Source organism: Blastococcus sp. SYSU D00813, from assembly GCF_054050735.1.
The window spans coordinates 1-24540 of record NZ_JBJGZX010000044.1 but is presented as its reverse complement, the minus strand read 5'-3'; the positions used below and the strand labels follow the sequence as shown (position 1 = coordinate 24540).

Genomic DNA, 24540 nt, shown 5'->3' with positions numbered 1-24540 from the left:
CGGCCACATTCCCTGACTCCAGTCACCCAGCAACCACGAGGAGTTGCTCCATGTCCAGGACCCGGTCCATCGTCGGCGGGCTCGCCTGTCTCGCGCTCGCCCTCACGGCATGCAACAGCGCTGAGGGCTCGACGACGAACGGCAGCGGCAACACCGCTGACGGCGACACCATCCCCATCGGGAACGTCAGCGCCATCACCGGCATGGGCGGCACCTTCGACGGCTACCGCGCCGGCCTGGTCGCCTACATCGACTGGTTGAACCAGCAGGGCGGCATCGACGGCAAGCAGGTGGAACTCTTCCTCGAGGACGACGAGGCCGACCCCGCGAAGAACGCCGCGGCGGTGCGCAGGCTCGTCGAGGAGAACGGCATCATCGCCACCGTCGGTGACGCGACGCAGGGCTCGGCCGCCGGCGGCGCCCCCTACCTCGAGGAACAAGGCATCCCCGCCATCGCCGGTTGGGGGAACGGCGAGGAGTGGTTCGGCCAGCACGAGAACCTGTTCGTCATCGTGTCCTCGCAGGGAGAGGAGCGGTGCGCCCCCTGGCTCGCCGACATGGCCATCGCCGACGAGGCGCAGAACGTGGCCTTCTTCGGCTACGACATCCCGATCGGCATCCAGGACATCGAGTGCCACCTCGCCGCCTGGGAGGCGCAGGACCAGGAGGAGCCGGTGGCCCCGCCGGCGTACGCCTCGCTGACCCAGGCCGACTACCGGCCCATCATCCAGCCGGCCATCGACGCCGGCGCCGAGAACCTCATCGTCAACATCGGCGCCAGTGACATGGCGCGCTTCATCCAAGCCGCCGAGCAACTCGGCTTCGAGGGCAACTACTACGGCGGAGGCGGCGTCTCCGGCTCCCTCATGGCCTCGCTGGACGCGGAACTCGCGGCCGCGGTCGCCGGGCGGCTGTTCGGGCCCTCGTTCTCCGCGCTCGCCAGCGACGAGAGCGAGGAACTGGCCAACTTCGCCGCGAACATCCCGGCGGAGTACGCGGACGACCCCTTCGCAGTCTCCGGCTGGGCGGCCGGCGTCGTGTTCGCCGACGCCGTCCGGGCGGCCGGCCCGGACAGCGCCGCCCTCATGGAGCACATGTACGACCTCCCCTCGGGGTACGACGCGAACGGCCTGCTCGGCCCGCTGGAGTACGAGCGCGGTGAGCTCGGCCCCGCCCGGTGCGTCCTCTACATCGTCTGGAACGGCTCCGCGTTCGAGCGGTCCGAGTTCTCGGGCGACGGCTTCAACTGCTCGGAGATCATCAACCCGGGCGACTTCAATGCCTACAAGTGACGGACGCACCGCCGTGGACCCGTTCCGCGGGTCCACGGCGGGCGCCCCCGTCCTGCTCGTCGAGCAGCTGCGGGTGCGCTACGACAAGCTGACCGCGGTCCACGACGTCGACCTGCGACTGGCCCCCGGCACGATCGCCGTGCTGCTGGGACTGAACGGTGCCGGCAAGTCCAGCATCATGAACGCCGTCGCCGGCCTGGTGCCGGCCGACGCGGGCCGGATCGCGATCTGCGGGCGGGACATCGGCGGGCTGGCGGCCCACCGCCGGGCCCGCGCCGGCCTGGCCTACCTGCCCGAGGGGCGTGGGGTCTTCCCCAGCCTCACCGTCCAGCAGAACCTGCTGCTGGGCTCCCCCCGCCGGGCGGACGACGTGCAGGCGATGGACACCGCCTTCGCGCTGTTCCCGGTGCTCGGCGAGCGCCGCAAGCAGCCCGCCGGCTACCTGTCCGGCGGAGAGCAGCAGATGCTCTCCCTGGCACGGTGCCTGGCCTCGCGGCCGGCGCTGCTCCTCCTGGACGAGCCGTCCCTGGGCCTGGCGCCCCGCATCGTCGAGGAGCTGTTCGCGACGCTGCGCCGGCTGCGCGACGACGGCCTGACCATCCTGATGGTCGAGCAGTTCGCCCACGCCGCTCTCGCCGTCGCCGACACCGCAGGGGTCCTCGTCCGCGGCGAGCTGACCCGCTTCGGGTCCGCCGAGGCGCTGCGCGGCCTGTCTCCCGAGGAGCTCGGCGACCTCTTCTTCTCCGAAGCCGACGAGCCGTCGGCCGCACCGGCCGCCAGGGAGCGTGCGTCCTGATGTTCGACCTGCTCTTCGTCGTCTCGGCCGTCGCCGTCGCGATGATCTACGCGCTCGCGGCGTTCGGGCTGATCGTCACCTTCCGGGTGACCGGGGTCTTCAACCTGGCGTTCGGCTACCAGGCATCGCTGGCCGCCTTCCTCTACTGGCAGATGACCGTCGCCTGGGAGCTGAGCGCCCCGCTCAGCGCGGCCCTCATCGTCTGCGTCCTCTCGCCCCTCATGGGCGCGGCCATCCAGCTGACCCTGTTCCGCCGGACCCGCGACATGCTCACCGCGATCATCGTGACGCTCGGCCTCGGCATCGGGCTCGGCGGTCTCATCCAGGTGGTCTGGCGGACGAGCGAGGTCCGCTCCGTCCCGTCGGTCTTCGGCTCGGGAACGGTCGACCTCTTCGGCACCTCCGTCACGGTCAACGAGATCGGCGTCATCGTCATGACCGTGGCGATCGGCGTGGCCCTGCGCCTGCTGATGGTCAACAGCCGGCTCGGCCTGCGGATGCAGGCGGTGGTCGACAACCCCGAGCTCGCCGCGGTCACCGGGATTCCGTACGGCCGGGTGAACGCCATCGCGTGGGGCCTGGGAACGGCCCTGGCCTCGCTCTCGGGCATCCTGCTCGCTCCCCTCCTGAACCTCGACGTGACCATCCTCAGCGCCCTGGTGGTCTACGCGTTCGCGGTCGCCGTGTTCGGACGCCTGCGCAGCATGCCGCTCGCCATGGCCGGCGCACTCCTGCTCTCCTTCGCCCAGACGTGGGCCGATCGGAACCCCGACGTCTTCGAGTTCCTGTCGGGCAGCGCGCGCGACATCCTGCCCTTCGTGCTGCTGGTCGTGGCGCTGCTCGCACAGCCCTCTGCCCGCCGGGGCCTGCGGGTCGTCGGTGGTGGACTCCAGCGGGTCGCCCGCGAGCGGGGCAACGAGTCCCCGGTGCCCGCGATGGTGACCGTCGTGGTGCTGGCCCTCGTCGCGGTCGCCATGGGGAGCTACTGGGTGTACATCGCGATCGGTGGCGTGGTCTACGCCATGGTCGCGCTGTCGATCAACCTGCTCACCGGGGCGTCGGCGCAGATCAGCCTCTGCCAGGTGACGTTCATGGGGCTGGGCGCGGTCACCGCGGGCAAGCTGCTCGAGTCCGGCGTCTCCTGGTTCCTCGCCGCCCTGGGCGGCGTCGTCGTGGCCGCCCTGGCCGGGCTGGTGGTCGCCGTGTGCGCCTTCCGGCTGCAGGGCCTCTTCCTCACCCTGCTCACGCTCGCCTTCGCGTACGCCGTCATGCAGCTCGTGTTCGAGAACGAGGAGATCATCGGGCCCGCCGGCGTCCGGGTCGGCCGGCCGGAGGCCGGGGCCGTCAGTTTCCAGGACGACCACGCCTACCTCGCCCTCGTCGTCGTGGTGCTGCTCGCCGCGATGTGGCTGGTGGCCAAGGGCCTGCAGGGTCCGTGGGGGCGGGCCTTGGCCATCCTCACCGCAGGGGACGACGTCGCCGAGGTCGCCGGTCTCGGCGTCCGGGGGTGGAAGGTCCGGGTCTTCGTGCTCAGCGCCGCGCTCGCCGGTCTGGCCGGGGTGCTCTTCGCCGGGGCGCAGGACCTGGTGTCGGCGCAGTCGTTCACGCCGCTGGCCTCCCTGACGATCCTCGCGCTGGCCGTGGTCGGCGGGGTCACCCGGTCGTTCGGACCCATCATCGCCGGGTTCCTGGTGTCCGCCTCGAGCCCGATCCTCTCGTCGCTGATCGACAACCCGGGCAACGTCTCGCTGATCCTCTTCGGTCTGATGACCATGCAGGTGGCGGTGATGTACCCCGCCGGCTACGCCGGGATGATCCCCAGCGGGTGGCGCCGCACGAGGACGCCGTCGAGCTCCCCGCCGACGCCGCCCGGCGAGCCGGTGGCGGAGGACCTGGTGCCGGCGAGCGCGGAGGCGGCCCGATGACCGCCCCGGTGCTCGAGGTCAGGGACGTCGTGGTCAGGTTCGGCGGCCTCACCGCGGTCGACGGGCTCGGCTTCCCACTGCACCCCGGCGAGGTCCTCGGGGTCATCGGACCCAACGGTGCCGGCAAGACCACCATGATCGACGTCATCACCGGCGTGTGCAGCCCGCGCAGCGGCACGGTTCGGCTCGGCGACCGGGACGTCACGTCGTGGGCGCCGCACCGCCGGTCCCACGCCGGGCTCTCCCGCAGCTTCCAGACCGTCGGCCTCGCTCCCGGGTTGTCCGCCCGGGAGAACGTCCTCGGCACCCTGGAGGCCCTCGAACGGGTCCGCTCCGCCTTCCCCCGGCGGGCGGCCGTACGGCGGCGGCACGAGGAGGTCGACCGCCTGCTCGCGGCCTTCGGTCTGGGCGACGTGGCCGACCTGTCGGTGACCGACATGCCACTGGGCACCGTCAAGCTGGTCGAGCTGGCCAAGGTGTTCGCCGGCGAGCCGCGCGTGGTGCTGCTGGACGAGCCCTTCGCCGGCCTCTCCCGCGCCGAGGCCCGGGAGCGCGCGGTCCTGATCACCGGCCGGGCGGCCGAGACCGGCGCCGCGGTGCTGATCGTCGAGCACGACGTGCCGCTGCTGATGGACACCGTCACCACCCTGCTCGTGCTGGAGCGGGGCCGGCGGATCGCGCTGGGTCCGCCGCAGACGGTGATGTCGGACCCGGTCGTCCGTGCCGCCTATCTGGGCGACGCCGCCTGAGCGTCGCCGCTCCCCCGATCCCCGCCACTCCCCCCATCCCCGCCACTCCCCCGATCCCCGTCGCACCCCGTCGACCCACCCCCGAGAGAGAGAAGGCACTCACATGGCCCGCCTGGACGGCAAGGTCGCGTTCGTCACCGGTGCAGCCCGCGGCCAGGGACGCTCGCACGCCCTGCGCATGGCCGAGGAGGGCGCCGACATCATCGGCGTCGACCTCTGCGCTCCCATCGACTCCATCACCGCCTACGACTTCCCGACGACCAAGGACCTGGAGGAGACCGCACGGATGGTCGAGGCGCTCGACCGCCGCTGCGTCGTCCGCCAGGCCGACGTCCGCGACACCGCGCAGCTCACGGCCGCGGTGGAGGCCGGGGTCGCCGAGCTCGGCCACCTCGACACCGTCGTCGCCAACGCCGGCATCTTCTCCCTCGGCAGCACGCTGGAGATCGACGAGCAGCAGTGGCAGGACGTCATCGACGTCAACCTCACCGGCGTCTGGAAGACGGTGAAGGCCGCCCTCCCGTCGATCCGGCAGGGTGGGAAGGGCGGCTCCATCGTCCTCATCAGCTCCCTGGCCGGCCACAAGGGCGTGCCGAACACCGCCCACTACGCGGCCACCAAGCATGCGGTCATCGGCCTGACGCGGGTGTTCGCCAACGAGTTCGCGCACGAGTTCATCCGGGCCAACTGCATCAGCCCGAACTCCGTGGACACCCCGATGATCCAGAACGAGGCGACCTACAAGCTGTTCGCCCCGGACGTCGAGCACCCGCAGCAGGCCGACGTCGTGGATGCCTTCGCCTCGCTCAACGCGCTGCCCGTCCCGTTCCTCGACGCCCGCGACATCAGCAACGCGGTCGTGTACTTCGCCTCCGACGAGGCCCGGTACGTGACCGGCTCGGTGCTCAACGTAGATGCGGGAGCCGCGGCCAAGTAGGTCATCGGGCCCTCCGCGGGCCCGCTCCACCAGCCGAGACCCGTGAGCGGTCGCCGTCCACCACCCCCGAGAGGAGAGATCCATGCAGAGAATCGCGCGACTTCGAGCGCTCATGGCCGACCAGGGCCTCGACGCCGTGGTCCTCACCACCCCGCACAACGTGCTCTACGCGGCCGGCTACACCTCCATCCTCGAGAAGTGGCAGCTCCAGGAGCCGCTGTGCGCGGCGATCGTGCCGGCCGATCCGGCCGCGCCGGTCGTCCTGGCCATCCCCGAGGCGAACCTGGCGCTGCTCATGCTCCAGGAGGAGGCGGGGCGACCGGACCGGGCCGGCGAGATCCGGGTCTTCGACATGATCAACTTCTGCGAGGTCATGCGGTCGGACGATCCGGCGGCGGCAGCCAGCAGCATCGGCAAGGAGTCGGTCCGGTTGTACGGCGACCGCGTGCGCGGTGCCTGCGAGCCCGACGTCCTGGCGTCCATCCGGGCGACCTTGGCCGACCACCGCCTGACCGGGCACCGGATCGGCTTCGACGACCTCCGGGTCATGCAGCGCCTGGCGGCGGGCGGCGTCGCGTTCGAGGGCGTGGATGCGCTCGAGACGCTGATCCGATCGCGGATCGTCAAGACGGAGCCGGAGCTGGCGGCGTTCCGCCGTGTCGGGAAGGTGGCGGACGCCTCGCTCATGGCCGCGGCCGACGCCCTGCGCCCGGGCGTCCGTTGGGACGACGTCCAGTACGCCGTCGCCCAGACGATGATCCGCATGGACGCCACTCCGGTGGACGAGGGCGCCATGATGTTCGGCGGCACCTTCCAGGGCGCCTTCCTCCCCGAGCTGTTCCGGACCCGCAGCGACCGGCCCCTGGACGCGGGGCAGGTCGTCATCCTCGAGACCCAGGGCATCTGCGAGGACGTCTGGATCGACATCAACCGGACGGCGGTCATCGGCCGACCCACCGACGAGTACCAGCACCTGCACGACACGCTGCGCACCGCCTTCGAGCAGATGGTCGCGGAGCTGCGGCCAGGCAGGCACACCGGCGACCTGCCGCGGATGGCGCACGAGCACCTGGTGGCCGAGGGCATCCCGGTCCCCGACAAGCTGCTGGTACTGGCCCACGGGATCGGCCACCAGACGCTCGAGTTCCCCTTCCCCTACCCGGCCCAGGGGCGGGCCGGGGCCGCCGGCTTCGAGATCGAGGAGAACATGGTGCTGAGCCTGGACTGCCTCTACTTCGGCGGCGAGCTCGGGCCGTGCCACATGGAGAACGTGTACATCGTCGGTGCCGACGGGCCGGAGAACACCTACTCGATCCCGCTCGAGCTGCTGGGGCCCCGGTGACCGCGCCCGGAGCGGTCACCACCGCTCTCACGGTGCACGTCGTCCAGGGGCCATCGGACAGAGAATCGACCTTCGCCGACGGGACCCTCCAGCTCCCGCCCGTGCCGGGGTTGTCGGGCACGGCGGTGATGTTCGCGGGCGGTCTCGGTACAGGGCCGGGCGCGGTGTACCGCTTCCCCGCCGGCTTCGCCAACGACTTCCACAACGCGCCCGCCCCCACGTGGATGCTCTTCCTCACCGGGCGGTTCGAGATCACGACCAGTGACGGCTCGCGCCGGCTCTTCGGGCCTGGGGACGTCGTCCGCTTCGAGGACGTCACCGGTCCCGGCCACCGCAGCCGTGTGGTGTCCGACGACGACGTGCACGTCGTGACGGTGGACGTCGGGGCCTGACCGCACACCCACGGTGGTCCCGGTGCACGGTGCACCCCGACCGGCACGTCCGCGCTCCCCGCGTCCTCGCATCGGGGGGCCCGGCACACGGTGACCGAGGAGCTGGAGGTCCTCCAGGACCCCGGCCGGCAGGACCGGTCCTGCCGGGGTAGGCCCTCAGCCCGGCGGTACTTCCGGCGATGACGTCCCCCGCGAGCACCGCCGCCGGCGGAAGGCGACCCCTTTCCGGCACCGCTCCCGGACCACCTGGTCACCGTGCCTGGTCGGCCGGTGGCCTGTGCCGGCGGCTGCGGAGCCGGACCCGGGCGAGCGGAGCGCCGCATCCCGACATCTGCCGCGGTCCACGACACCCGGGAGCCACCTTGGCCTTCATCCCACACCGCGACGGCGAACGCGGGGCCTCTCGCGGCGGTGGTCCGACGCCACCGCCCCCTTCCACACCCACGGCCACGTCCTCGGGGGCCTCCGTCCCGACGCGGGGCAGGACAACGGCGAAGGTCCCGGACATGGTCGTCCACGAACTCGTCCACGACATCAGCAGGGGCGATCTGCAGCGCTGGACGGACGTCCCGCACGAGGCGGACCTGATCAAGAGGTACGGCGTGGGGAGAGCGTCGCTCCGGGAGGCCCTGCAGGTGCTCGAGGTCCTGGAGGTGATCTCACAGCGCCGAGGTCCGCGGGGTGGTCCGACGGTGCTCAGTCCCGGCCACCACGGCTTCGCACGCATGACGAGCCTGTTCCTGCAGATGCGGCGCGTCACCCTCGCCGAGGTGGTGGACTGCTGGATGGCCCTCGAGCCCACGGTCGTCCGGCTGGCGGCACAGCGACGCGGGAGCGCGCAGCTCGCAGCACTCGCGCCGCAGTTGGCCGACGTGCCCCTCGAGGAGGACACCGCGTTCCTCGAGGTGGCACGGCAACTGCACCACGCTGTCCTGCGCGCAGCGGGCAACTCCCTCGTGGAGCTGCTGGTCGACGCCCTGGCGCAGTTGATCGTCGACCGGATCGGTCGGTTCCTGCTCCCGGTCGACCAGCGAGCGGCCTGGATGTGCGATCTCCAGGGCCTCCTCGCGGCGGTCCTGGCCGGGCGGCCGGAGCAGGCCGAGGCGCACCTCGCGCACCTCCTGCGGCGGTTGCGGGCGCACCTCGACCACCGGCCGACGGTCCTCGAGCAGCCGATCGTCTGGCGGTGAGCCCGCGACGCGGCGACATCCGCGTCCGGCTCAGGGGCGGACCGGGGACGGGTTGAAGCCGGGCATCGCCAGGTGGCCGGCGTCGACCGGGAACGCCTGGCCGGTCACGCCGTACGCCCCGTCGGAGGCCAGCCACACCGCGGCGTCGGCGATCGCCTCCGGGCCGAGCGCCCCCTGCCCGCCGAGGATCCCGTAGTGCAGCGCCGAGGACTCGAAGTCCGCCCGCGTGCCGCCCGGGCGGCCGGCCATCTTGTCGTAGAGCCCGGGCCAGTTGGTCATCGGCGTGTCGACCAGGCCGGGGCAGACCGCGTTGACCCGGACACCGTGCGGCCCCAGCTCGAGGGCGGCGCTCTTCATCAGCCCGAGCACGCCGTGCTTGCTCGCCGCGTAGTGCGCCGCACCCGGGTTGCCGCGCAGGCCGTTGACCGAGGAGACGAGCACCATCGACCCGCTCCCCCGCTCGACCATGTGCGGCGCCACCGCGCTCATCGACCGCCAGACCCCGAGCAGGTTGACGTCGAGCACCTCGCGGAACTGCTGCTCGGTCAGCTCCCAGAACGGCGCCTGGGAGAAGACGCCGGCGTTGGCGACGAGGACGTCGATCCGGCCCAGTTCCGCCAGCCCGTCGGCCACCGCGGCTGCGAGCGCCGCACCGTCGCGGACGTCCGCCGTGCGGGCGACCACCCGCCGGTCCAGTGCCTCCACCTGCGCCGCGGTCTCGGCGAGGTCCGCGGCGCGGGCGGTCGCGTACGGCACGGTGTCGACGTCCCCGTCCAGGTCCACGGCGACGACGTCGGCACCCTCGCGGGCGAACGCGACCGCGTGCGCCCGGCCCTGGCCGCGCGCCGCGCCGGTGACCAGCACGACCTTCCCCTGCAACCGGGTCACCGGGTGGCCCCTCTCCCTGCGGCGAACGCACGGGCGGCCGCCCGGTGCTCGGGTGTCGCGAACAGCAGCGCGGTGGCCTCCAGCGACTCGGCGGTGCCGCCGACGGCGTCGCGGTTGACGAACGCCTTGGCCACCTGGACGGCGAGCGCGGGGCGAGCCGCCATGTCGGCGGCCAGCGCCACCGCGGCGTCGAGCAGCGCGCCGTCCGGGTGCACCTCCTGCACCAGCCCGGCGCGCTCGGCCTGCGCGGCGGTGATCTCGCGTCCGCTCAGTGCCAGGTACCGGGTCCACGGCCGGCCCACCACGTCCGGCCCGCGCACGATGCCGTAGGTCGGCATCAGCCCCATCGTCGGCTCCTTGAACGCGAAGCGGGCCGACTCCGCGGCCAGGACGACGTCGCAGGCCAGCGCGAGCTCGGTGCCGCCGCCGAACGCGATGCCGTTGACCGCGCCGACCACGGGGACCGCGCAGCGCTCCACGGAGGTGAAGGCGTCGAGCACCCGGCGCAGGTGCGGGCGCACGCGGGCGACGTCGCCGTCCAGGTCGAGGAAGGTGGCCACGTCGCCGCCGGCGGAGAACGCCCGCCCCTCCGCCGTCAGCACCGCCGCGCGGACGCCGTCGTCGTGCCCCAGCGACTGCATGGTGGCGGTGAGCTCGGCGAAGAACTCCTCGTCCATCGCGTTGAGCTTCTCCGGCCGGGCGATGGTCAGCAGGGCCACACCGGGGGCGGGCTCGCTGCGCAGCAGCCGGGCCATCAGGCGTCGGGGGCGGGGAACTCCGGGCGGCGCTTCTCGAGGAAGGCCCGCGCGCCCTCGGTCATGTCCGCGCTGCCGATGGCCTGCACGAGCATGCCGAGGCCGGTCGTGAACGAGTCGCGCGCGGCGTTCCACCACACGTTGGAGCTCACCTTGGCGATCTCCAGGTAGCGCGGGGAGAGCTTCGAGATCTCCTCCACCATCGCGTCGACCGCGGCGACCAGCTCGTCGTCGGGCACGACGCTGTTGACCAGCCCGAGCTCCAGCGCCTGAGCGGCGGAGTAGCGGCGGCACAGGAACGCCATCTCCTTGGCCCGCTTCTCGCCGATCTGGACGCCCAGCACGTTGGTGGCTCCGGTGACCGGCGCGCTGCCCACCCGGGGGCCGGTCTGGCCGAAGGTGGCCGACTCGGCGGCGATGGCCAGGTCGCAGGCGATGACCAGCTCGTTGCCCCCGCCGGCCGCGGGACCGTTGACCGCGGCGATGACCGGCCGCGGGTGGGTGCGGATCGCGTCGAACAGTCGCAGCGAGCCGCGGTAGAGCCCGCGCATGCTCGTGACGTCCGGCTCGGCCAGGTTGGTCAGGGCGCCGCCGGCGCAGAAGCTGCCCGGCACGCCGGTGATGACGACGGCGCGGCTGCTGGTGCTCCCCTCCAGCGCCTCCACGACCGCCTCGGCCATCGGCGGGTCGTAGGCGTTGCGCCGGTCGGGCCGGTTGAGGGTGATCCAGGTGGCGTCGCCGCGCTGGTCGACCAGGACGTCGCTCATGCCGCCGCCACCGGGCCGGGCGCGGGCGCGGCGGGGTCGATGCCCATCAGCCGGGCGAAGTTGCCGCCGAGGATCCCCTCGGTCACCTCGTCGGACAGGCCGAGCCCCTTGATCGCGGCGATCTCCTTGGCCGGGTCGGCCATCGGCCAGTCGGAACCGAACACGATCCGGTCGCCGCCGTGCTTCGAGACGATCTCGCGCACCTTCTCCGGCGCGAGGGTGGCCAGCGAGGGCGGCCACGACGTCTCGAGGTGCACGTTCTCGCCGAGCAGGTCGGCCTCGGCCTCCTCGAGCTTGTGGTAACCGCCGAAGTGGCAGGCGATCATCTTCAGGTCGGGGAACTGCCGGACGATGTCGCGGATCATCCCCGGGGTCGCGCGCTCGTTGCTCTCCCGGTCGCCGCCGGCGCCGACGTGCGCGATGACGGCGATCCCGTCGGCGGCCAGGGCCTCGAGCACGTCCCACACGCGGCGGTCGTCGTAGGCGAAGCCCTGGAACAGCGAGTGGAGCTTGACGCCGCGGATGTCGTTGCGCCGGAGGCTGGCGATGTTGTCGTCGACCGACAGGTCGGGGTGGATCGTGCCGAAGCCGTACAGCGACCCGCCGCGGCTGCGGCCGACGAACCGGTTGGTCCCGTCGACGTACTTGGCGGTGTCGGCGATGCCCAGCAGCACGCCGCGGTCCACCCCGGAGGCGGCGAGCACGCCGGGCAGGTTGGAGATCTTGCCGTCGCCCACCCGCGGGAGCTGGGGGACGCGGGGGCCCAGCGCGCGCTCGGCGATCGCGTCGGGCCAGGCGTGGCAGTGCACGTCGATGATCACGGGAGCTCCGATCAGGGCTGCCCACCGTCGACGGTGAGCACCGCCCCGGTGGTGAAGGACGACCAGTCGCTGGCCAGGTACAGGGCGGCGCCGACGACCTCGTGCGGCTCGCCGCCGCGCTTCATCGCGAACGTGGCGGAGCGCTTCGCGAAGGCCTCCATGTCCCAGGCCGCGCTGACGTCGGTGAAGAAGGTGCCGCACATGATCGCGTTGACCCGCACGGACGGGCCGAAGGCGTGCGCCAGGCCGACGGTCACGGCGTTGAGCCCGGCCTTGGCCGCGGCGTAGGGCACGATGTCGGCCCGCGGCCGCACCGCGCCGGTGCTGCTGATGTTGACGATCGAGCCGCCCTCGCCGGCCGCCATCCGGGTGCCGACCAGGGCGGCGAGCCGGAACGGGCCCTTGAGGTTGACCCCGAGCACCTTGTCGAACAGCGTCTCGCTGACGTCGGCGACGGTGTCGTAGACCGGCGACATCCCGGCGTTGTTGACCAGGACGTCGACCCGGCCGAACTCCCCGTAGGCGGCCTCGACCAGCTCGTCGAGGGCGTCCCAGCGGCCGACGTGCGCGGCGACCGGCAGCGCCCGCCGGCCGGTCTGCTCCCGGACCTCGGCCGCGGTCTTCTCGCAGCTGCCGAGGTCCCGGCTGGCGATCACGACGTCCGCGCCGGCCGCGGCCAGGCCGAGCACCATCTCCCGGCCCAGCCCCCGGCTGCCGCCGGTGACGAGGGCGACCTTGCCGGAGAGGTCGACGGCAGGACCCGGCCGGGACGCCGGCGTGCTCACGCCGCCCGGACCGGCATCGGGCCGACGACGTCGGCGGCGCCGAGGGCGTCGAGCTCCTCGCGGCGCATCCCGAGCAGCCCGGTCAGGCCGGCCTCGGTGTGCTCCCCGATGGTCGGCACCCCGTCGTACAGCGGGCCGTCGTAGCTGCCCATGTGCAGCACCGGGCCGGGGACCAGGACGTTGCCCAGCACCGTGTTGGTCAGCGGCACGAGGGTGCGCTCGAGGAAGTGCGGGTCCTCGGTGATGTCCTTGGCGTCGTTGACCGGCGCGGCCACGACCTCGTGGGCGTCCAGGTCGGCGAGCACCACGTCGCGCGGCCGCTCGGCGACCCAGGCCTTGACGATCTCCTGGAGCGCGTCGTTGTTGGCCATGCGCGCGACGTTGGTGGCGTAGCGCTCGTCGGTCTTGAGGTCCGGGCGGCCCATCGCGTCGAACAGCCGCATGGCGATCGTCTGGTTGGAGGCGGCGATGGACAGCCACTGCCCGTCGCCGGCCTGGTAGATGCCCCGCGGGGACGCCGAGCCCGAGCCGTTGCCCACCCGCTGCTGGACGAACCCGCTGGCGGTGTAGTTCAGGACGAGGTCGCCGAGGATGAACATCAGCGGCTCGTACAGCGCCACGTCGACGACGTCGCCGCGGCCGGTGCGGGTGCGGTTGAACAGCGCCGTCGTCGTCCCGAAGGCCGCCGACAGGCCGGCGATCGAGTCGGCGAAGCCGAACGGCGGCGAGGTCGGCGGCGAGTCCGGCCAGCCGTTGACGAACGCGTAGCCGCTGGCGGTCTCGGCCACGGTGCCGAAGCCCGGCCGCTCCCGGTAGGGCCCGGTCTGCCCGAAGCCGGAGACGCGGGTGAGCACCAGCCCGGGGTTCTCCGCCGACAGCACGTCGTAGCCCAGTCCCCAGTCCTCGAGCCGGCCGGGGCGGAAGGACTCGACGACGACGTCGACCCGCGCGGCCAGCCGGCGGACGAGGTCGCGGCCCTCGGGGCGGCGCAGGTCGATGCCGATGGACTCCTTGCCGGAGTTGAGCCGGGCGAAGCCGATGGACATGCCCTCGTGCTGCGGCGTCCACTGGCGGGCGAAGTCGCCCGACCGCGGGTCCTCGACCTTGACCACCCGGGCGCCGAAGTCGCGCAGCATCCGGCCGGCGGTCGGCGCCGCGTACATCGTGCCCAGCTCCAGGACCGTGACCCCCGCCAGCGGCGGGGCCCCCTCTGTGCTGCCGGTCATGGCTCCCCCTCGGGTGCTCTGGTGGTCCGTACTGCCCGCGGACGTCATGGCCGCCACTGCACGTGCTGCGGCTCGAGGTACTCGCGGATGCCCCACTCGCCGATCTCCCGGCCGACTCCGGACAGACCGAAGCCGCCGAACGGCGCGTCGGGGCGCATGTTGCCGCCGCCGTTGACCCAGACGGTGCCCGAGCGCAGCTGGGCGGCGAGGGCCCGGCCGTGCTCGACGTCCGGCGTGTAGATGTTGGCGGCCAGCCCGTAGGCGGTGTCGTTGGCCAGCCGGATCGCCTCCTCCTCGGTGGAGAAGGGGACGACGACGCCGACCGGGCCGAACACCTCGTTCTGCACCAGGCGGTTGTCGTGGGACAGGCCGGTGAAGACGACGGGGTTGATGAAGTAGCCCTTGTCGGGCACCGGGGTGTCGAGCGACAGGGCGATGTGCCCGCCGTCGGCCAGGCCGTTGTCGATGAACGACTGCACGCGCTGGCGGTGGTCCTCGCGGATCATCGGCCCGATGTTGACCGTCTTGTCCCACGGGTCGCCGACCTTGAGCGCGGTGAACGCCTCCTTGGAGGCGCCGAGGAACTCGTCGACCAGGCTCTCGTGCACCAGCATGCGGGCCAGGGCGGCGCAGCCCTGCCCGCCGTTGCGCGCCCACCGCAGGTGGATGTCCTTGGCCAGCCCGGCGGCGTCGATGCCCGGCAGCAGGATGTTCGGCGACTTGCCGCCGAGCTCCAGGGTGACGCCCTTCAGCCCGCGGGCGGCCTGCTCCATGATCGCCGCGCCCACGGCGTCGGAGCCGGTGAAGGAGACCCGGTCGACCCACGGGTGGGTGGTCAGGTGCTGGCCCACCGACGGCCCGTCGCCGATGACGACGTTGATGACGCCGGCCGGGATCCCGGCCTCCTCGAACAGCTCCCCCATCCACAGCGTGGTCAGCGGGGTGCGCGGGGAGGGCAGCAGCACGGTCGTGCAGCCGGCCGCCAGCGCGGCGCCGAACTTGAAGACGGCGAGGTTGATCGGGTAGTTGTAGCCGGTGATGCAGGCCACCACGCCGGCCGGCCGGTAGGCGACCTCGGAGTAGCTGAGCACCGGGTCGTGCCACTCCCCCAGCTGCACGGTCCGGTCGACCAGCGCCGCCTCGGCCTGCCAGCGCAGGTGGGTGATGCCGAGCTTGACCTGCATGATCTCGGCGAACGCGGCCGGGGTGCCGACCTCGTTGACGATGGAGGCGGTCAGCCGCTCGGTGTGCTTCTCGAAGGTGTCGGCCAGCCGGTGGATGGCGGCGCTGCGCTCCTGCGGGGAGGCGGCGGCCCAGGCCGGGAAGGCCCGCCGGGCGGCGGCGACGGCCTGGTCGACCTGCTCGATGCTGGCGGTGGCCACGGTGGCGTGCACCTGCTCCGTGGCCGGGTTGAGCCCCTCGATGACCGGGCCCTCGCCGGGCACCAGCCGGCCGTCGATCAGCAGGTCCCGCGTCGTGGGGACCCAGGTGCGCAGCTCGTCACTCATGCTCGTGCCTCCTCGCCGGTGATCACTGGGTTGGTGCCGCCGTGCTCCGGCGACCTGGCCATCAGGCCGACGCGGGTGCAGACCATGACCAGCTGGTCGTGCTGGTTGTAGCCGCGGTGCTCGAACCAGACGATCCCGCTGTCGGTGCGGCTCCTGCTCTCCCGCTTGTCCAGGATGGTCGTCTCCCCACGGAGCGTGTCCCCGTGGAAGACCGGGTTCGGGAACTTCACCGAGTCGTAGCCCAGGTTGCCCAGTGTGGTGCCGAACGTCAGCTCCAGCACGTGGAAGCCGCCGACCAGGGCCAGGGTGAAGAGGCTGTTGAACAGCGGCCGCCCGTGGATCGTGCCCTTGGCGAACTCGTGGTCCAGGTGCAGCGGCTGGGTGTTCATCGTCAGCGACGTGAACAGCACGTTGTCGGACTCGGTGACGGTCCGGGTGAACGGGTGCCGGTAGACCCGCCCCACCTCGAACTCCTCGAAGTACAGGCCCCGCATGGTCAGCGGCCCCCTTCCGGTGCGTCGATGCCCGACGACTCGAAGCGCATGGCGTCGACCGTCGTCGCGGGGTCCGCGCCGGGGGTGGCCCGCGCGTGCGCCAGCCACTCCTGCGCGGTGTCGGCGTGCGCCTTGTCGATGTGCACGCCGCGGTAGCGGACGGCGCCGTGCCCGGCGGCCGCCGCCTCGCGGTAGGCGCGGACCAGGCCCTCGTGGAACTCGATCTCCTCGGCGGTGGGCGAGAACGCCTCGTTCACCGTGGCCACGTGCGAGGGGTGGATCGCGATCATCCCGCGGAAGCCGAGCTGGCGGCCCTTCTCGGCGAAGGCCTTGAGGCCGGCCAGGTCGTCGAGCCGCTCCCACAGCCCGGTGAGCGGGTGGATGCCCGCCTCCCGGCAGGCCAGCAGGATGCGGCTGCGCAGGTAGAGCGTCTCCTCGCCCTCCGGCGTCCACCGGTACCCGACCGCGCGGGCGATGTCGGCGTGCTCGGCCGTCGGGCCGATCATCGCGCCCACCCGCGGGGAGGCGAGGGCGATCTCCCGGGCGTTCTGGATCGCGCCGATCATCTCCACGGGGACGATGTACTCCAGCCCCGAGACGCCGTTGCGCTCCTCGAAGTGGTCGAGCAGCGCGTCGTAGCGCAGCACGTCGGTGGCCGTGCTGATCTTCGGCGCGAACACCCCGGTGAGCCCGGGGACGACGACGGCCTCCAGGTCGCCGCCGGTCAGCCGGGTGTCCAGCGGGTTGACCCGGACGAACAGCCCGACCCGGCGGTCCTTCGCGCGCAAGGCGGCGATGGACTCGGCGACCGTCTGCCGCGCCCCGAGCTTGAGCTCGGCGGGCACGGAGTCCTCGAGGTCGAGGACCACGCAGTCGGCGCCGGCGGCCAGCGCCTTGTCGATCCACTGGGGCTTGTGCCCGGGGACGAAGAGGATGGAGCGGTACGGGACCATCGGCGCACTCCCTGCGATCAGTAGCTGCGCGGCAGGCCGAGCACGTGCTCGGCGGTGTAGTTGAGGACCATCTCCTGGCTGATCGGGGCGATCCGCATGAGCCGCGCCTCGCGGAAGTACCGCTCGACGTGGAACTCCTTGCCGAAGCCGAAGCCGCCGTGCACCTGCAGGGCGACGTCCGCGGCGTAGAAGCCGGCCTCGGCGCACAGCCACTTGGCGGCGTTGGCCTCCCGGCCGCAGGGCAGCCCGCGGTCGACCATCCAGGCCGCCTTCTGCACGACCTGCTCGGCGGCGTCCAGGCGGATCTGCGCCTCGGCGAGCTGGAAGGCGATGCCCTGGTTCTGCCCGATCGGCCGGCCGAACACCTCGCGCTGCTTGGCGTACTCGGTGCCGCGGCGCAGCGCCGCCTTGCCTATGCCCAGCGCGGCGTTGGCGCTGATCACGCGCTCGGCGTTGAGCCCGCCGAGGATGGTCCGGAAGCCCTGTCCGGGCTCGCCGACGACGTCCTCGTCGGCGACGAACAGGTCGTCGATGAACAGCTCGTTGGTGTCGACGGCGTTGCGGCCCATCTTCGGGATCGGCCGGATCTGCACCCGGTCGCGGTCGATGGGCGCGAACATCAGCGTCATGCCCGCCGTCCGCCGGGCGCCGGCCTCGCGCGGCTCGGTGCGGCACAGCAGCAGCATCCGCTGCGCCTCCTGCGCCTTGGTGATCCACACCTTCTTGCCCGAGACCAGGTAGCCGCCGTCGACCTTCCGGGCGAAGGTGGAGATGTTGGTGGTGTCGGTGCCGGCGTCGGGCTCGGTGACGGCGAAGGAGACGTGCAGGTCGCCGCTGGCCGCCTCGGGCAGGAAGCGCCGCTTCAGGTCCTCCGAGCCGTGCTCGATGACCGGGTGGAAGCCGAAGATGCCGATGTGCACGGCGCTGCAGCCGTTCATGCCCGCGCCCGAGGCGGCGATCTCCTGCTCGACGATCGCGGCCTCGGTGACCCCCAGCCCGCCGCCGCCGTACTCCTCGGGGATGGTCAGGCCGAGCCAGCCGGCCTTCTGCACCGCCTCGTAGAACTCCCAGGGGAACTCGTGCGAGGCGTCGTGCTCCATCCAGTACTGGTCGGGGAAGTCCGCGCACATGGCCCGGACGGCCTCGCGGATGTCCCGGTGGACCGGGTCCTCGGTGTAGTCCACGACGCTCCTCAGCGGGCGGCGGCGGCGGTCGCCAGCCGGTCGACGGTGTCGGGCGTGATGCCCTGCTCGCGCAGCTGCGCCTTCTGCACCTTCTCCGAGGGCGTCTTGGGCAGCGCGTCGACCAGCCGGATGAAGCGCGGCGTGGCGAAGGCGGGGATGCGGCCCTCGCACCAGTCCCAGAGCTCGGCGGCCTCGACCGGCGCGGACGCCACGACGTAGGCCATCACCTCGTCCTCGCCGGCCTCGGAGTCGGCCGGGACGGCGATGACGGCGACCTCGAGGACGGCCGGGTGCGACAGCAGCCCCTGCTCGACCTCGTAGGAGCTGATGTTCTCCCCGCGGCGGCGCAGCGCGTCCTTGTAGCGGTCGACGAAGTAGAACCATCCGTCGGCGTCCTTGCGCAGGGCGTCGCCGGTGTGGAACCACAGGTTGCGCCAGGCCTCGGCGGTCTTCTCCGGCATGCCGAAGTAGCCCATCGAGCAGGTCCACGGCTGCTTCGGGCGGACGACGAGCTCCCCCACCTCGCCGACCGGCACCTCGCGGTCGGTCTCGGGGTCGACCAGCCGGACGTCGAACCAGTCGGCGGCCTGCAGCCCGGCGGCGCCGGCGGGGCGGTCCTCGCCGTAGGGCGACAGGATCGGCGCGCTGGTCTCGGTCAGCCCGAAGACCTCGGTGAAGGCCTCGATGCCGAACCGCGCCTTGAACTCCTCGACGATGGAGCTCGCGGTCGGCGCCGCGAACACGGTGCGCAGCACGTTGTCGGCGTCGTCGGCCCTCGCCGGCTGCTTCCAGATGAAGTCCATCATCACGCCGATGAGGTTGGTCGCCGTGACGCCGGAGACCCGCAGGTGCTCCACCCAGCGGCTGGCGCTGAACTTCGGCCGGCAGACCAGCCGGGCGCCGGCGATGAGCGCCGGGTAGGCCGCCATGAACTGGGCGTTGCCGTGGAACAGCGGCGTGCAGGTGAAGTAGACGTCGTCGGCGGTCAGCCGCTGCAGGCAGACGACCTCCTGGCCGAAGAAGTACATCTGCGCGTGCGGCATCGCCACGCCCTTGGAGGGGCCGGTCGTGCCGGAGGTGAAGAAGATCGACGCCTGCGCGTGCGGCGGCGGGGTGGGGAACTCCGCTCCCGGGCGGGCGCCCTGCGCGAGCTCCTCCCACGGCGCGGCCTGCCAGCCGGCGTCGCGCAGCAGCTCGATCGCGGCGTCCCGGCCGCCCGAGTCGACGACCCAGAACTTCTCGATCACCCGCGCGGAGTCGGCCACGGCCAGGAACTTGGCGGCGTGCACGTCGTCGATCACGGCCCAGCGGGGAGCGGCGACGGTCATCTGGTGCTCGAGGAACACGCCCTCGTAGGCGGTGTTGATCGGCACCTCGATGGTGCCGCCGACCCCGGTGCCCAGCCACGTGCGCAGGAACTGCGAGGAGTTGGCCGCCATCACCAGCACGCGGTCCCCGGCGGCGGCGCCGGCCTCGGCCAGCCGGTCGGCGACCGACTCCGCCTGCGCCAGCGACTCGGCGTAGGTGAAGGTCAGCCCCTCCTCGGGCAGGTCCAGGAACACCGCGTCCGGCCGCCGCTCCGCGTGTGAGCGCAGCACCGTCGCGAGGGTCCAGTCATCCTGGTCCGCGAAGGTCGGCACCAGGTCGGTGTAGGTCCGCATCTCTCCCCTGCCGACGTCGTCGTCCGTGTGGTCAATAGCTAATCATGATTAGGGTTGCCCGCGCCAGTACCGGGCCGGGACCACGACGGGGCGGCCGGCCGAGCCGGCCGACCGCCCCGTACGCGCACCGGGTCAGTCGACGAGCGCGGCCTCGCCCAGGAAGGCCCGCAGCACCGACGCGTTGGACCGCGCCTGCTCCGCCGGCCCGCTGAACACGACCTCGCCGCGGGCCATGGCGACCACCTCGTCGGCGATCTCCAGGCCCATCTCGGCGTTCTGCTCCACCAGCAGGACGGCGATGCCCGCGTCGGCCATGTCCCGCACCGCACCGAGCACCGACTCGACCATCGTGGGGGCCAGGCCCATCGACGGCTCGTCGAGCATGATCACCCGGGGGGAGGACATCAGCGCCCGGCCGAAGGCCAGCATCTGCTGCTCGCCGCCGGAGAGCAGCCCGGCGGCGCCGGCGCAGCGCTGCCCCAGGATCGGGAACATCTCGTAGACCCGGCCGAGCACCTCCGCCGCCTCGGCCTTCGCCGCCGTGTAGCCGCCGAGGACGAGGTTCTCCTCCACCGTCAGCGGCGCGAACACCCGCCGCCCCTCCGGGACGAGCACCATGCCGTGCCGCACGATCTTGTGCGGGGCCAGGCCGGTGACGTCGCGGCCGTCCAGCGTCACCCGGCCCGAGTGCGGCTTCACCAGGCCGGCCGCCGCGCGCAGAGTGCTGGACTTGCCGGCGCCGTTGGCCCCGAGCACCAGCGTGATCCGGCCAGGCGTGGCCGAGACCGACACCCCCCGGACCGCCTCCGCGGTCGCGTAGCGGACGTGCAGGTCATCGATCTGCAGCACGGTTCCACCTCTTCCCCAGGTAGGCCTCCTGCACGGTCGGGTCGCGCACCACGTCGCCGGGAGCCCCCTCGGCGACGTGCCGCCCCTGGTTCATCGCCAGCAGCCGGTCGCAGGTGTCGACCATCATCTGGACGTCGTGCTCGACCAGGAGCTGGGTGAGCCCCTCGTCGCGGAGCCGGCGCAGCAGCCCCGCCACCTCGATCCGCTCCGGCTGGTTCATCCCGGCGGTGGGCTCGTCGAGCATGAGCACCCGCGGCTGCGTCGCCAGCGCGCGGGCGATCTCGACCCGGCGGGCGGTGCCGTAGGAGAGCTCGCCGGGCCGCAGGTCCAGCACGTCCCCGACGCCGGTCCGCTCGATCGCCTCGGTGACCGGCTCGGGCACCGCCCGGCGCAGCAGCTCCCGCCAGCGCGCGGCGCGGGGCAGCCGGAGGTCGGAGCCCAGCTGGATGTTCTCCAGCACCGTGAGGTCGGGCAGCAGCCGCACCGTCTGGAAGGTCCGCGCGATGCCGCGGTGGGCCAGCCGGGCCGGGGGCGTCCGGCCGTAGTCGGCGCCGTCGAGCAGCACCCGGCCGCGGGTCAGCGGCACCAGCCGGGTGACCGCGCCGAGCAGGGTGCTCTTGCCCGAGCCGTTGGGCCCGAGGATGCCGAGGATCCGGCCGCTCTCGAGCGTCAGGTCGATGCCGTCGACGGCCTTGATGCCCCCGTAGTGCACGGCGACGTCGATCGTCTCCAGCACCGTCGTCCCGGTGGCCGGGCGGGCCTGGTCCTCCGTGGTGGTCACTGCCGGGCCTCCGCGGTCGGGCCGCCCAGGGCGGCGAGCTGCTCCTCGGGGTCGGCCTGCGCCACGGCGTCGGTGGAGGCCACCGCGCCCTCGGCCGGGATCCGCCGGCCGCGGCGGCGCAGCCGCCGCCACCCCTCCTGCAGGAGGCCGAGCAGGCCGTTGGGCACGTAGACGGCGGCGATCGTGACGATCACGCCGTAGACCAGCAGCTGCCACTCGCCGAGCGACTGCAGCACGGTCGGCAGCCAGGTGAAGATGACCGCACCGATCGCCGCGCCCGCCCAGGACAGCGCGCCGCCGACGATGATCATCGTCAGCGCGGTGACCACGAGGTGGAAGCCGACGGTCTCGGGCGAGACCGTCGTGCGCAGCAGCGTGTTCATGCCGCCCGCGGCCGCCCCGAGCGCGCCGCTGATGACGAAGACGCGGCGGCGCACGCGGATGACGTCGACGCCGAGCGAGACCGCGAGCTGCGGGTCCTCCCGGACGGCGTCCACCTTCCGGCCGAACGACCCCCGCTCGGTGGCCGCGAGGACGACCAGCACCGCCACGGTGATGACGACGACGTGGGTCGTGGTGAGCGTGCTGAGCGCACCGAACAGGCCGGTGGCGCCGCCGGTGAGGTCACCGCCGTTGGTGGCCAGGACACCGAGGAAGAGGGCGAAGGAGATGGTCGCCATGCCCAGGTACAGGCCGGACAGGCGGGCGACCAGCAGGGCCAGCAGGTAGCCGACCGCGGCGGCGAGCAGCACGCCCGCGCCGATCGCGATGATCGGCGCCACCTGGGCGCGGATGGTGAGGATCGCGGCGGTGTAGGCGCCGATGGCGTAGCTGCCGACGCCGGCGAAGGAGAAGACCCCCGCGCGCAGCGGCACCTGGATGGACAGCGCCAGCAGCAGGCTGATGAAGGTGCCCTGGATGAGGATCTCGTGGGAGAGGAACCACTGGTTCACGTGCGACGGACCTCCTGGCGGCCGAGCAGGCCGTTGGGCCGGACGAGGAGCATCAGGAAGATCACCCCGAAGGCGATCGCGGGCGTCCACGTGCCCGAGGTGGTGACCAGGACCAGCGTCTCGATCCCGGCGAGGACGACGGCGCCCAGGACGACGCCCGCGATGCTGCCGACCCCGCCGAGGATGATCGCGGCGAAGGCCTTGAGCAGGAACGCGTCGCCGGTCTCCGGGGCGATCGAGCCCAGGTAGTAGGTGAGCAGGACCCCGGCCAGGCCCGCCAGCGCGCCGGCGACGGCCATGGTCAGCAGGGCCAGGCGGCGGCGGTCGACGCCCATGAGCGAGGCGACCTCGGCGTCCACGCCGATGCCGCGCAGCGCCAGCCCGGGCCGCGCCGCCTTGAGCCACCAGCCGATGAGCAGGGCCAGCCCGAAGGCGGCCACCAGCGTCACGATCTGGACGTTGCTGATCCGCAGGAAGCCCAAGTCGTAGGTGTCGACCCGGAAGGTGCCGTTCGAGTAGCCGAACGGGACGCTGCCGGTCCTGTTCTGGGCGATCGCGAGGGGGACGATGGCGATCCCGATGCCCCCGACGAGGATCTGCAGCTCGGCCTGCCGGTGGTCCTTGGCCCGGCGCTGGATCGGCTCGAAGACCAGCAGCTGCACCAGCAGCGAGAGCACCGCACCGCCCAGCACGCCGATCAGCAGCATGACCGGCATCGGCAACGACACCTCACGGACCACGAGGTGGGCCGTGAACGCGGCGAACATGAAGATCGAGCCGTGGGCGAAGTTGAGGATCCCGATGGTCCCCCACGCCAGGCTCATCCCCAGCGCGAACAGCAGGTACAGCGACCCGAGGGTCAGCGCGTTGAGCACGTCCTGTGCCATGTGTCGTCCTTCCGCGTGGCCGGTGCCGGCGGGTCAGCCCGCCGGCACCGGCGCTCCGCTGTCGGTCAGGCGCCGTCCGTGGGGACCGGGACCTCGCGGCTGCCGTCCCACTGGACGAGGACGCCGGGCACGCGGGCGTCGTTGCCCTCGAAGGTGATGTCGCCCTGCGCGCCGGTGAAGCCCTCGGCGGCGACGGCGGCCATGCCCTCCTGCAGCGCGGCGCGGTCGGCGCTGTCGGCCTCGGCCAGCCCGCGGGCGATGAACCAGAGGGCGTCGTAGGCCTCGGCGGCGTAGTTGTTCGGGTCCTCGCCGTACTTGTCGCGGTACGCCTCGACGAAGGCCTGCGAGCTCTCGATGTCCTGGTCGACGCTGAAGTTGGTCGGCCACACGAAGCCCGCGGCGTCCTGCCCGGCGGAGTTCAGGTTGCCGGCACCGGCGGCGCTCATGCCGACCAGCACGCCGTCGTAGCCGGCCTGGCGCAGCTGCGCGATGGCGACCGGGTACTGCGGGCCCTGGACCATCAGGAACGCCGCGTCCGGGTCCTCGCCGGCGATCTGCGAGGCCGGGGTGGTGAAGTCCTGCTGGGTGGCCTCGACGCCGCCGGTGCTGACCACCTCGAAGCCGTGCTCCTCGGCGAGGGTCGGGATCTCGTCCTCGCCCAGCTGCACGAGCGTCGGGTTGCCGCTGTTGAACAGCACCGAGGCGGTGGTGACACCCTGCTGCTCGACGTAGTCGCCGGCGATGTCGAAGTAGGAGGCCGCGGGCGGGGTCAGGCGGAACGTGTAGTCGCCGATGACGACGCCCTCGCTGCCGGACTGCACGTAGACGGTCGGGATGCCGGCCTGGTCCACGATGGGCGAGACGGCGGTCGACTGGGCGCTGGCCGCCGGGCCGAGGATCGCCGTGTAGGACTGGTCGGCGATGGCCTGGCTGGCGAAGCTGGCCGCCTCCTGCGGGCTGGCCGCCGAGTCGCGGTAGTCGATCTCGATGGTGGTGTCCCCGAGCAGCCCGTCGGCCTCGATCTGCTCGATCGCGAGGTCGTAGCCCTTCTGGGCGTTGGTCCCGGCGAAGGCCACGGGACCGGTGAGGCCGGTGATGGACATGAGCTTGACCGTGTCGGGCAGACCCTCGCCGCCGCCACCGCCGCCTCCGCCCCCGCCACCGGACGACGACGAGTCGCCGGGCGAGCTGCAGGCCGCGAGGGCGACGGCCAGCAGCAGGGCGCCGCCGCTGAGGGCCGGGCGCCGGCCGGACCGGGAACCGCTGATCATGGTCGCTCCTGAAGGGTGGTAATCATGTGCAGGGTTGAGCGAACCGTAACCGTGCTCACAGTTCCTGGCAAGGGTCGTTGCGCACTCGTGTCCCGGGCCCGGACGCACGACGGCCCCGGCCCGCCGGGAGGCGG

The 24540-nt window shown here is 72.5% G+C and carries 24 protein-coding genes and 1 pseudogene; 9 read left to right on the top strand and 16 right to left on the bottom strand.

The window, feature by feature from the left end; translation table 11 throughout:
• The first annotated feature begins 50 nt into the window (after window positions 1-50).
• The 9 genes and pseudogenes from ACI8AX_RS21125 to ACI8AX_RS21085 all read left to right on the top strand — a co-directional run bounded on the left by ACI8AX_RS21125 (window position 51) and on the right by ACI8AX_RS21085 (window position 8623).
• On the top strand, window positions 51-1292 hold the full coding sequence (locus ACI8AX_RS21125) for an ABC transporter substrate-binding protein (RefSeq protein ID WP_456551828.1): 1242 nt from the start codon (window positions 51-53) through the stop codon (window positions 1290-1292).
• 13 nt (window positions 1293-1305) lie between these two features.
• Window positions 1306-2088, top strand: coding sequence for an ABC transporter ATP-binding protein (locus ACI8AX_RS21120; protein WP_456551827.1), 783 nt, complete (start codon window positions 1306-1308; stop codon window positions 2086-2088).
• Complete coding sequence (locus ACI8AX_RS21115; protein ID WP_456551826.1) at window positions 2088-4013, top strand: ABC transporter permease; 1926 nt, start codon at window positions 2088-2090, stop codon at window positions 4011-4013. Before ACI8AX_RS21120 ends, ACI8AX_RS21115 begins: the two co-directional genes overlap by 1 nt.
• The gene (locus tag ACI8AX_RS21110) at window positions 4010-4762 is read left to right on the top strand and encodes an ABC transporter ATP-binding protein (RefSeq protein WP_456551825.1); all 753 of its coding nucleotides are present in this window, start codon (window positions 4010-4012) and stop codon (window positions 4760-4762) included. The genes ACI8AX_RS21115 and ACI8AX_RS21110 overlap by 4 nt, the downstream gene beginning before the upstream one ends.
• A gap of 103 nt (window positions 4763-4865) precedes the next feature.
• On the top strand, window positions 4866-5699 hold the full coding sequence (locus ACI8AX_RS21105; RefSeq protein ID WP_456551824.1) for a mycofactocin-coupled SDR family oxidoreductase: 834 nt from the start codon (window positions 4866-4868) through the stop codon (window positions 5697-5699).
• A gap of 82 nt (window positions 5700-5781) precedes the next feature.
• Window positions 5782-7041, top strand: coding sequence for a M24 family metallopeptidase (locus tag ACI8AX_RS21100; protein WP_456551823.1), 1260 nt, complete (start codon window positions 5782-5784; stop codon window positions 7039-7041).
• Window positions 7042-7205: 164 nt separating this feature from the next.
• Window positions 7206-7433 carry a hypothetical protein gene (locus ACI8AX_RS21095; protein WP_456551822.1) on the top strand — a complete coding sequence of 76 codons (228 nt, stop codon included), beginning with the start codon at window positions 7206-7208 and terminating at the stop codon, window positions 7431-7433.
• A gap of 179 nt (window positions 7434-7612) precedes the next feature.
• Window positions 7613-8095 (top strand): annotated as a pseudogene (locus ACI8AX_RS21090) (GntR family transcriptional regulator); the annotation flags it as partial.
• A 63-nt stretch (window positions 8096-8158) separates the two neighbouring features.
• Entirely contained in the window at window positions 8159-8623 is a 465-nt protein-coding gene (locus ACI8AX_RS21085) for a FadR/GntR family transcriptional regulator (protein WP_456551837.1), read from the top strand.
• A gap of 30 nt (window positions 8624-8653) precedes the next feature.
• Here ACI8AX_RS21085 and ACI8AX_RS21080 read toward each other — a convergent pair whose 3' ends face one another.
• From ACI8AX_RS21080 to ACI8AX_RS21005, 16 genes are all read right to left on the bottom strand, one after another.
• Window positions 8654-9511, bottom strand: a complete 858-nt coding sequence (locus ACI8AX_RS21080) for a mycofactocin-coupled SDR family oxidoreductase (protein ID WP_456551821.1) — start codon at window positions 9509-9511, stop codon at window positions 8654-8656.
• Window positions 9508-10266: an enoyl-CoA hydratase/isomerase family protein gene (locus tag ACI8AX_RS21075; protein ID WP_456551820.1), complete on the bottom strand. Its 759-nt coding sequence runs from the start codon at window positions 10264-10266 to the stop codon at window positions 9508-9510. Before ACI8AX_RS21075 ends, ACI8AX_RS21080 begins: the two co-directional genes overlap by 4 nt.
• A complete protein-coding gene (locus ACI8AX_RS21070) occupies window positions 10266-11033 on the bottom strand; it encodes an enoyl-CoA hydratase/isomerase family protein (protein WP_456551819.1) in 768 nt (255 codons plus the stop codon). The genes ACI8AX_RS21075 and ACI8AX_RS21070 overlap by 1 nt, the downstream gene beginning before the upstream one ends.
• Complete coding sequence (locus ACI8AX_RS21065) at window positions 11030-11854, bottom strand: amidohydrolase family protein (RefSeq protein WP_456551818.1); 825 nt, start codon at window positions 11852-11854, stop codon at window positions 11030-11032. The genes ACI8AX_RS21070 and ACI8AX_RS21065 overlap by 4 nt, the downstream gene beginning before the upstream one ends.
• 11 nt (window positions 11855-11865) lie before the next feature.
• Window positions 11866-12639 carry an SDR family NAD(P)-dependent oxidoreductase gene (locus tag ACI8AX_RS21060; RefSeq protein WP_456551817.1) on the bottom strand — a complete coding sequence of 258 codons (774 nt, stop codon included), beginning with the start codon at window positions 12637-12639 and terminating at the stop codon, window positions 11866-11868.
• Window positions 12636-13865 (bottom strand): CaiB/BaiF CoA transferase family protein, encoded by a 1230-nt coding sequence (locus tag ACI8AX_RS21055; protein ID WP_456551816.1) that lies wholly within the window; start codon window positions 13863-13865, stop codon window positions 12636-12638. The genes ACI8AX_RS21060 and ACI8AX_RS21055 overlap by 4 nt, the downstream gene beginning before the upstream one ends.
• A 44-nt stretch (window positions 13866-13909) precedes the next feature.
• Window positions 13910-15373, bottom strand: a complete 1464-nt coding sequence (locus ACI8AX_RS21050; RefSeq protein WP_456551815.1) for an aldehyde dehydrogenase family protein — start codon at window positions 15371-15373, stop codon at window positions 13910-13912.
• A complete protein-coding gene (locus ACI8AX_RS21045; RefSeq protein ID WP_456551814.1) occupies window positions 15370-15867 on the bottom strand; it encodes a MaoC family dehydratase in 498 nt (165 codons plus the stop codon). Before ACI8AX_RS21045 ends, ACI8AX_RS21050 begins: the two co-directional genes overlap by 4 nt.
• 2 nt (window positions 15868-15869) lie before the next feature.
• On the bottom strand, window positions 15870-16820 hold the full coding sequence (locus tag ACI8AX_RS21040; RefSeq protein WP_456551813.1) for an HpcH/HpaI aldolase/citrate lyase family protein: 951 nt from the start codon (window positions 16818-16820) through the stop codon (window positions 15870-15872).
• A gap of 17 nt (window positions 16821-16837) precedes the next feature.
• On the bottom strand, window positions 16838-18004 hold the full coding sequence (locus tag ACI8AX_RS21035; RefSeq protein WP_456551812.1) for an acyl-CoA dehydrogenase family protein: 1167 nt from the start codon (window positions 18002-18004) through the stop codon (window positions 16838-16840).
• 8 nt (window positions 18005-18012) lie between these two features.
• Window positions 18013-19665, bottom strand: coding sequence for an AMP-binding protein (locus tag ACI8AX_RS21030; RefSeq protein ID WP_456551811.1), 1653 nt, complete (start codon window positions 19663-19665; stop codon window positions 18013-18015).
• 132 nt (window positions 19666-19797) lie between these two features.
• Entirely contained in the window at window positions 19798-20514 is a 717-nt protein-coding gene (locus tag ACI8AX_RS21025) for an ABC transporter ATP-binding protein (protein WP_456551810.1), read from the bottom strand.
• Window positions 20498-21295 (bottom strand): ABC transporter ATP-binding protein, encoded by a 798-nt coding sequence (locus ACI8AX_RS21020; protein ID WP_456551809.1) that lies wholly within the window; start codon window positions 21293-21295, stop codon window positions 20498-20500. The genes ACI8AX_RS21025 and ACI8AX_RS21020 overlap by 17 nt, the downstream gene beginning before the upstream one ends.
• Window positions 21292-22248 (bottom strand): branched-chain amino acid ABC transporter permease, encoded by a 957-nt coding sequence (locus ACI8AX_RS21015; RefSeq protein WP_456551808.1) that lies wholly within the window; start codon window positions 22246-22248, stop codon window positions 21292-21294. The genes ACI8AX_RS21020 and ACI8AX_RS21015 overlap by 4 nt, the downstream gene beginning before the upstream one ends.
• Window positions 22245-23135: a branched-chain amino acid ABC transporter permease gene (locus ACI8AX_RS21010; protein ID WP_456551807.1), complete on the bottom strand. Its 891-nt coding sequence runs from the start codon at window positions 23133-23135 to the stop codon at window positions 22245-22247. Before ACI8AX_RS21010 ends, ACI8AX_RS21015 begins: the two co-directional genes overlap by 4 nt.
• A gap of 65 nt (window positions 23136-23200) precedes the next feature.
• Window positions 23201-24406, bottom strand: a complete 1206-nt coding sequence (locus ACI8AX_RS21005; protein WP_456551806.1) for an ABC transporter substrate-binding protein — start codon at window positions 24404-24406, stop codon at window positions 23201-23203.
• Window positions 24407-24540 lie beyond the last annotated feature (134 nt).

Excerpts from the sequence above, each read along its gene's own strand:
- ACI8AX_RS21125 (WP_456551828.1), top strand. The coding sequence starts at position 51 with ATGTCCAGGACCCGGTCCATCGTCGGCGGGCTCGCCTGTCTCGCGCTC.
- ACI8AX_RS21115 (WP_456551826.1), top strand. The coding sequence starts at position 2,088 with ATGTTCGACCTGCTCTTCGTCGTCTCGGCCGTCGCCGTCGCGATGATC.
- ACI8AX_RS21110 (WP_456551825.1), top strand. The coding sequence starts at position 4,010 with ATGACCGCCCCGGTGCTCGAGGTCAGGGACGTCGTGGTCAGGTTCGGC.
- ACI8AX_RS21105 (WP_456551824.1), top strand. The coding sequence starts at position 4,866 with ATGGCCCGCCTGGACGGCAAGGTCGCGTTCGTCACCGGTGCAGCCCGC.
- ACI8AX_RS21100 (WP_456551823.1), top strand. The coding sequence starts at position 5,782 with ATGCAGAGAATCGCGCGACTTCGAGCGCTCATGGCCGACCAGGGCCTC.
- ACI8AX_RS21085 (WP_456551837.1), top strand. The coding sequence starts at position 8,159 with ATGACGAGCCTGTTCCTGCAGATGCGGCGCGTCACCCTCGCCGAGGTG.
- ACI8AX_RS21075 (WP_456551820.1), bottom strand. The coding sequence starts at position 10,266 with ATGGCCCGGCTGCTGCGCAGCGAGCCCGCCCCCGGTGTGGCCCTGCTG.
- ACI8AX_RS21070 (WP_456551819.1), bottom strand. The coding sequence starts at position 11,033 with ATGAGCGACGTCCTGGTCGACCAGCGCGGCGACGCCACCTGGATCACC.
- ACI8AX_RS21055 (WP_456551816.1), bottom strand. The coding sequence starts at position 13,865 with ATGACCGGCAGCACAGAGGGGGCCCCGCCGCTGGCGGGGGTCACGGTC.
- ACI8AX_RS21050 (WP_456551815.1), bottom strand. The coding sequence starts at position 15,373 with ATGAGTGACGAGCTGCGCACCTGGGTCCCCACGACGCGGGACCTGCTG.
- ACI8AX_RS21045 (WP_456551814.1), bottom strand. The coding sequence starts at position 15,867 with ATGCGGGGCCTGTACTTCGAGGAGTTCGAGGTGGGGCGGGTCTACCGG.
- ACI8AX_RS21040 (WP_456551813.1), bottom strand. The coding sequence starts at position 16,820 with ATGGTCCCGTACCGCTCCATCCTCTTCGTCCCCGGGCACAAGCCCCAG.
- ACI8AX_RS21030 (WP_456551811.1), bottom strand. The coding sequence starts at position 19,665 with ATGCGGACCTACACCGACCTGGTGCCGACCTTCGCGGACCAGGATGAC.
- ACI8AX_RS21010 (WP_456551807.1), bottom strand. The coding sequence starts at position 23,135 with ATGGCACAGGACGTGCTCAACGCGCTGACCCTCGGGTCGCTGTACCTG.
- ACI8AX_RS21005 (WP_456551806.1), bottom strand. The coding sequence starts at position 24,406 with ATGATCAGCGGTTCCCGGTCCGGCCGGCGCCCGGCCCTCAGCGGCGGC.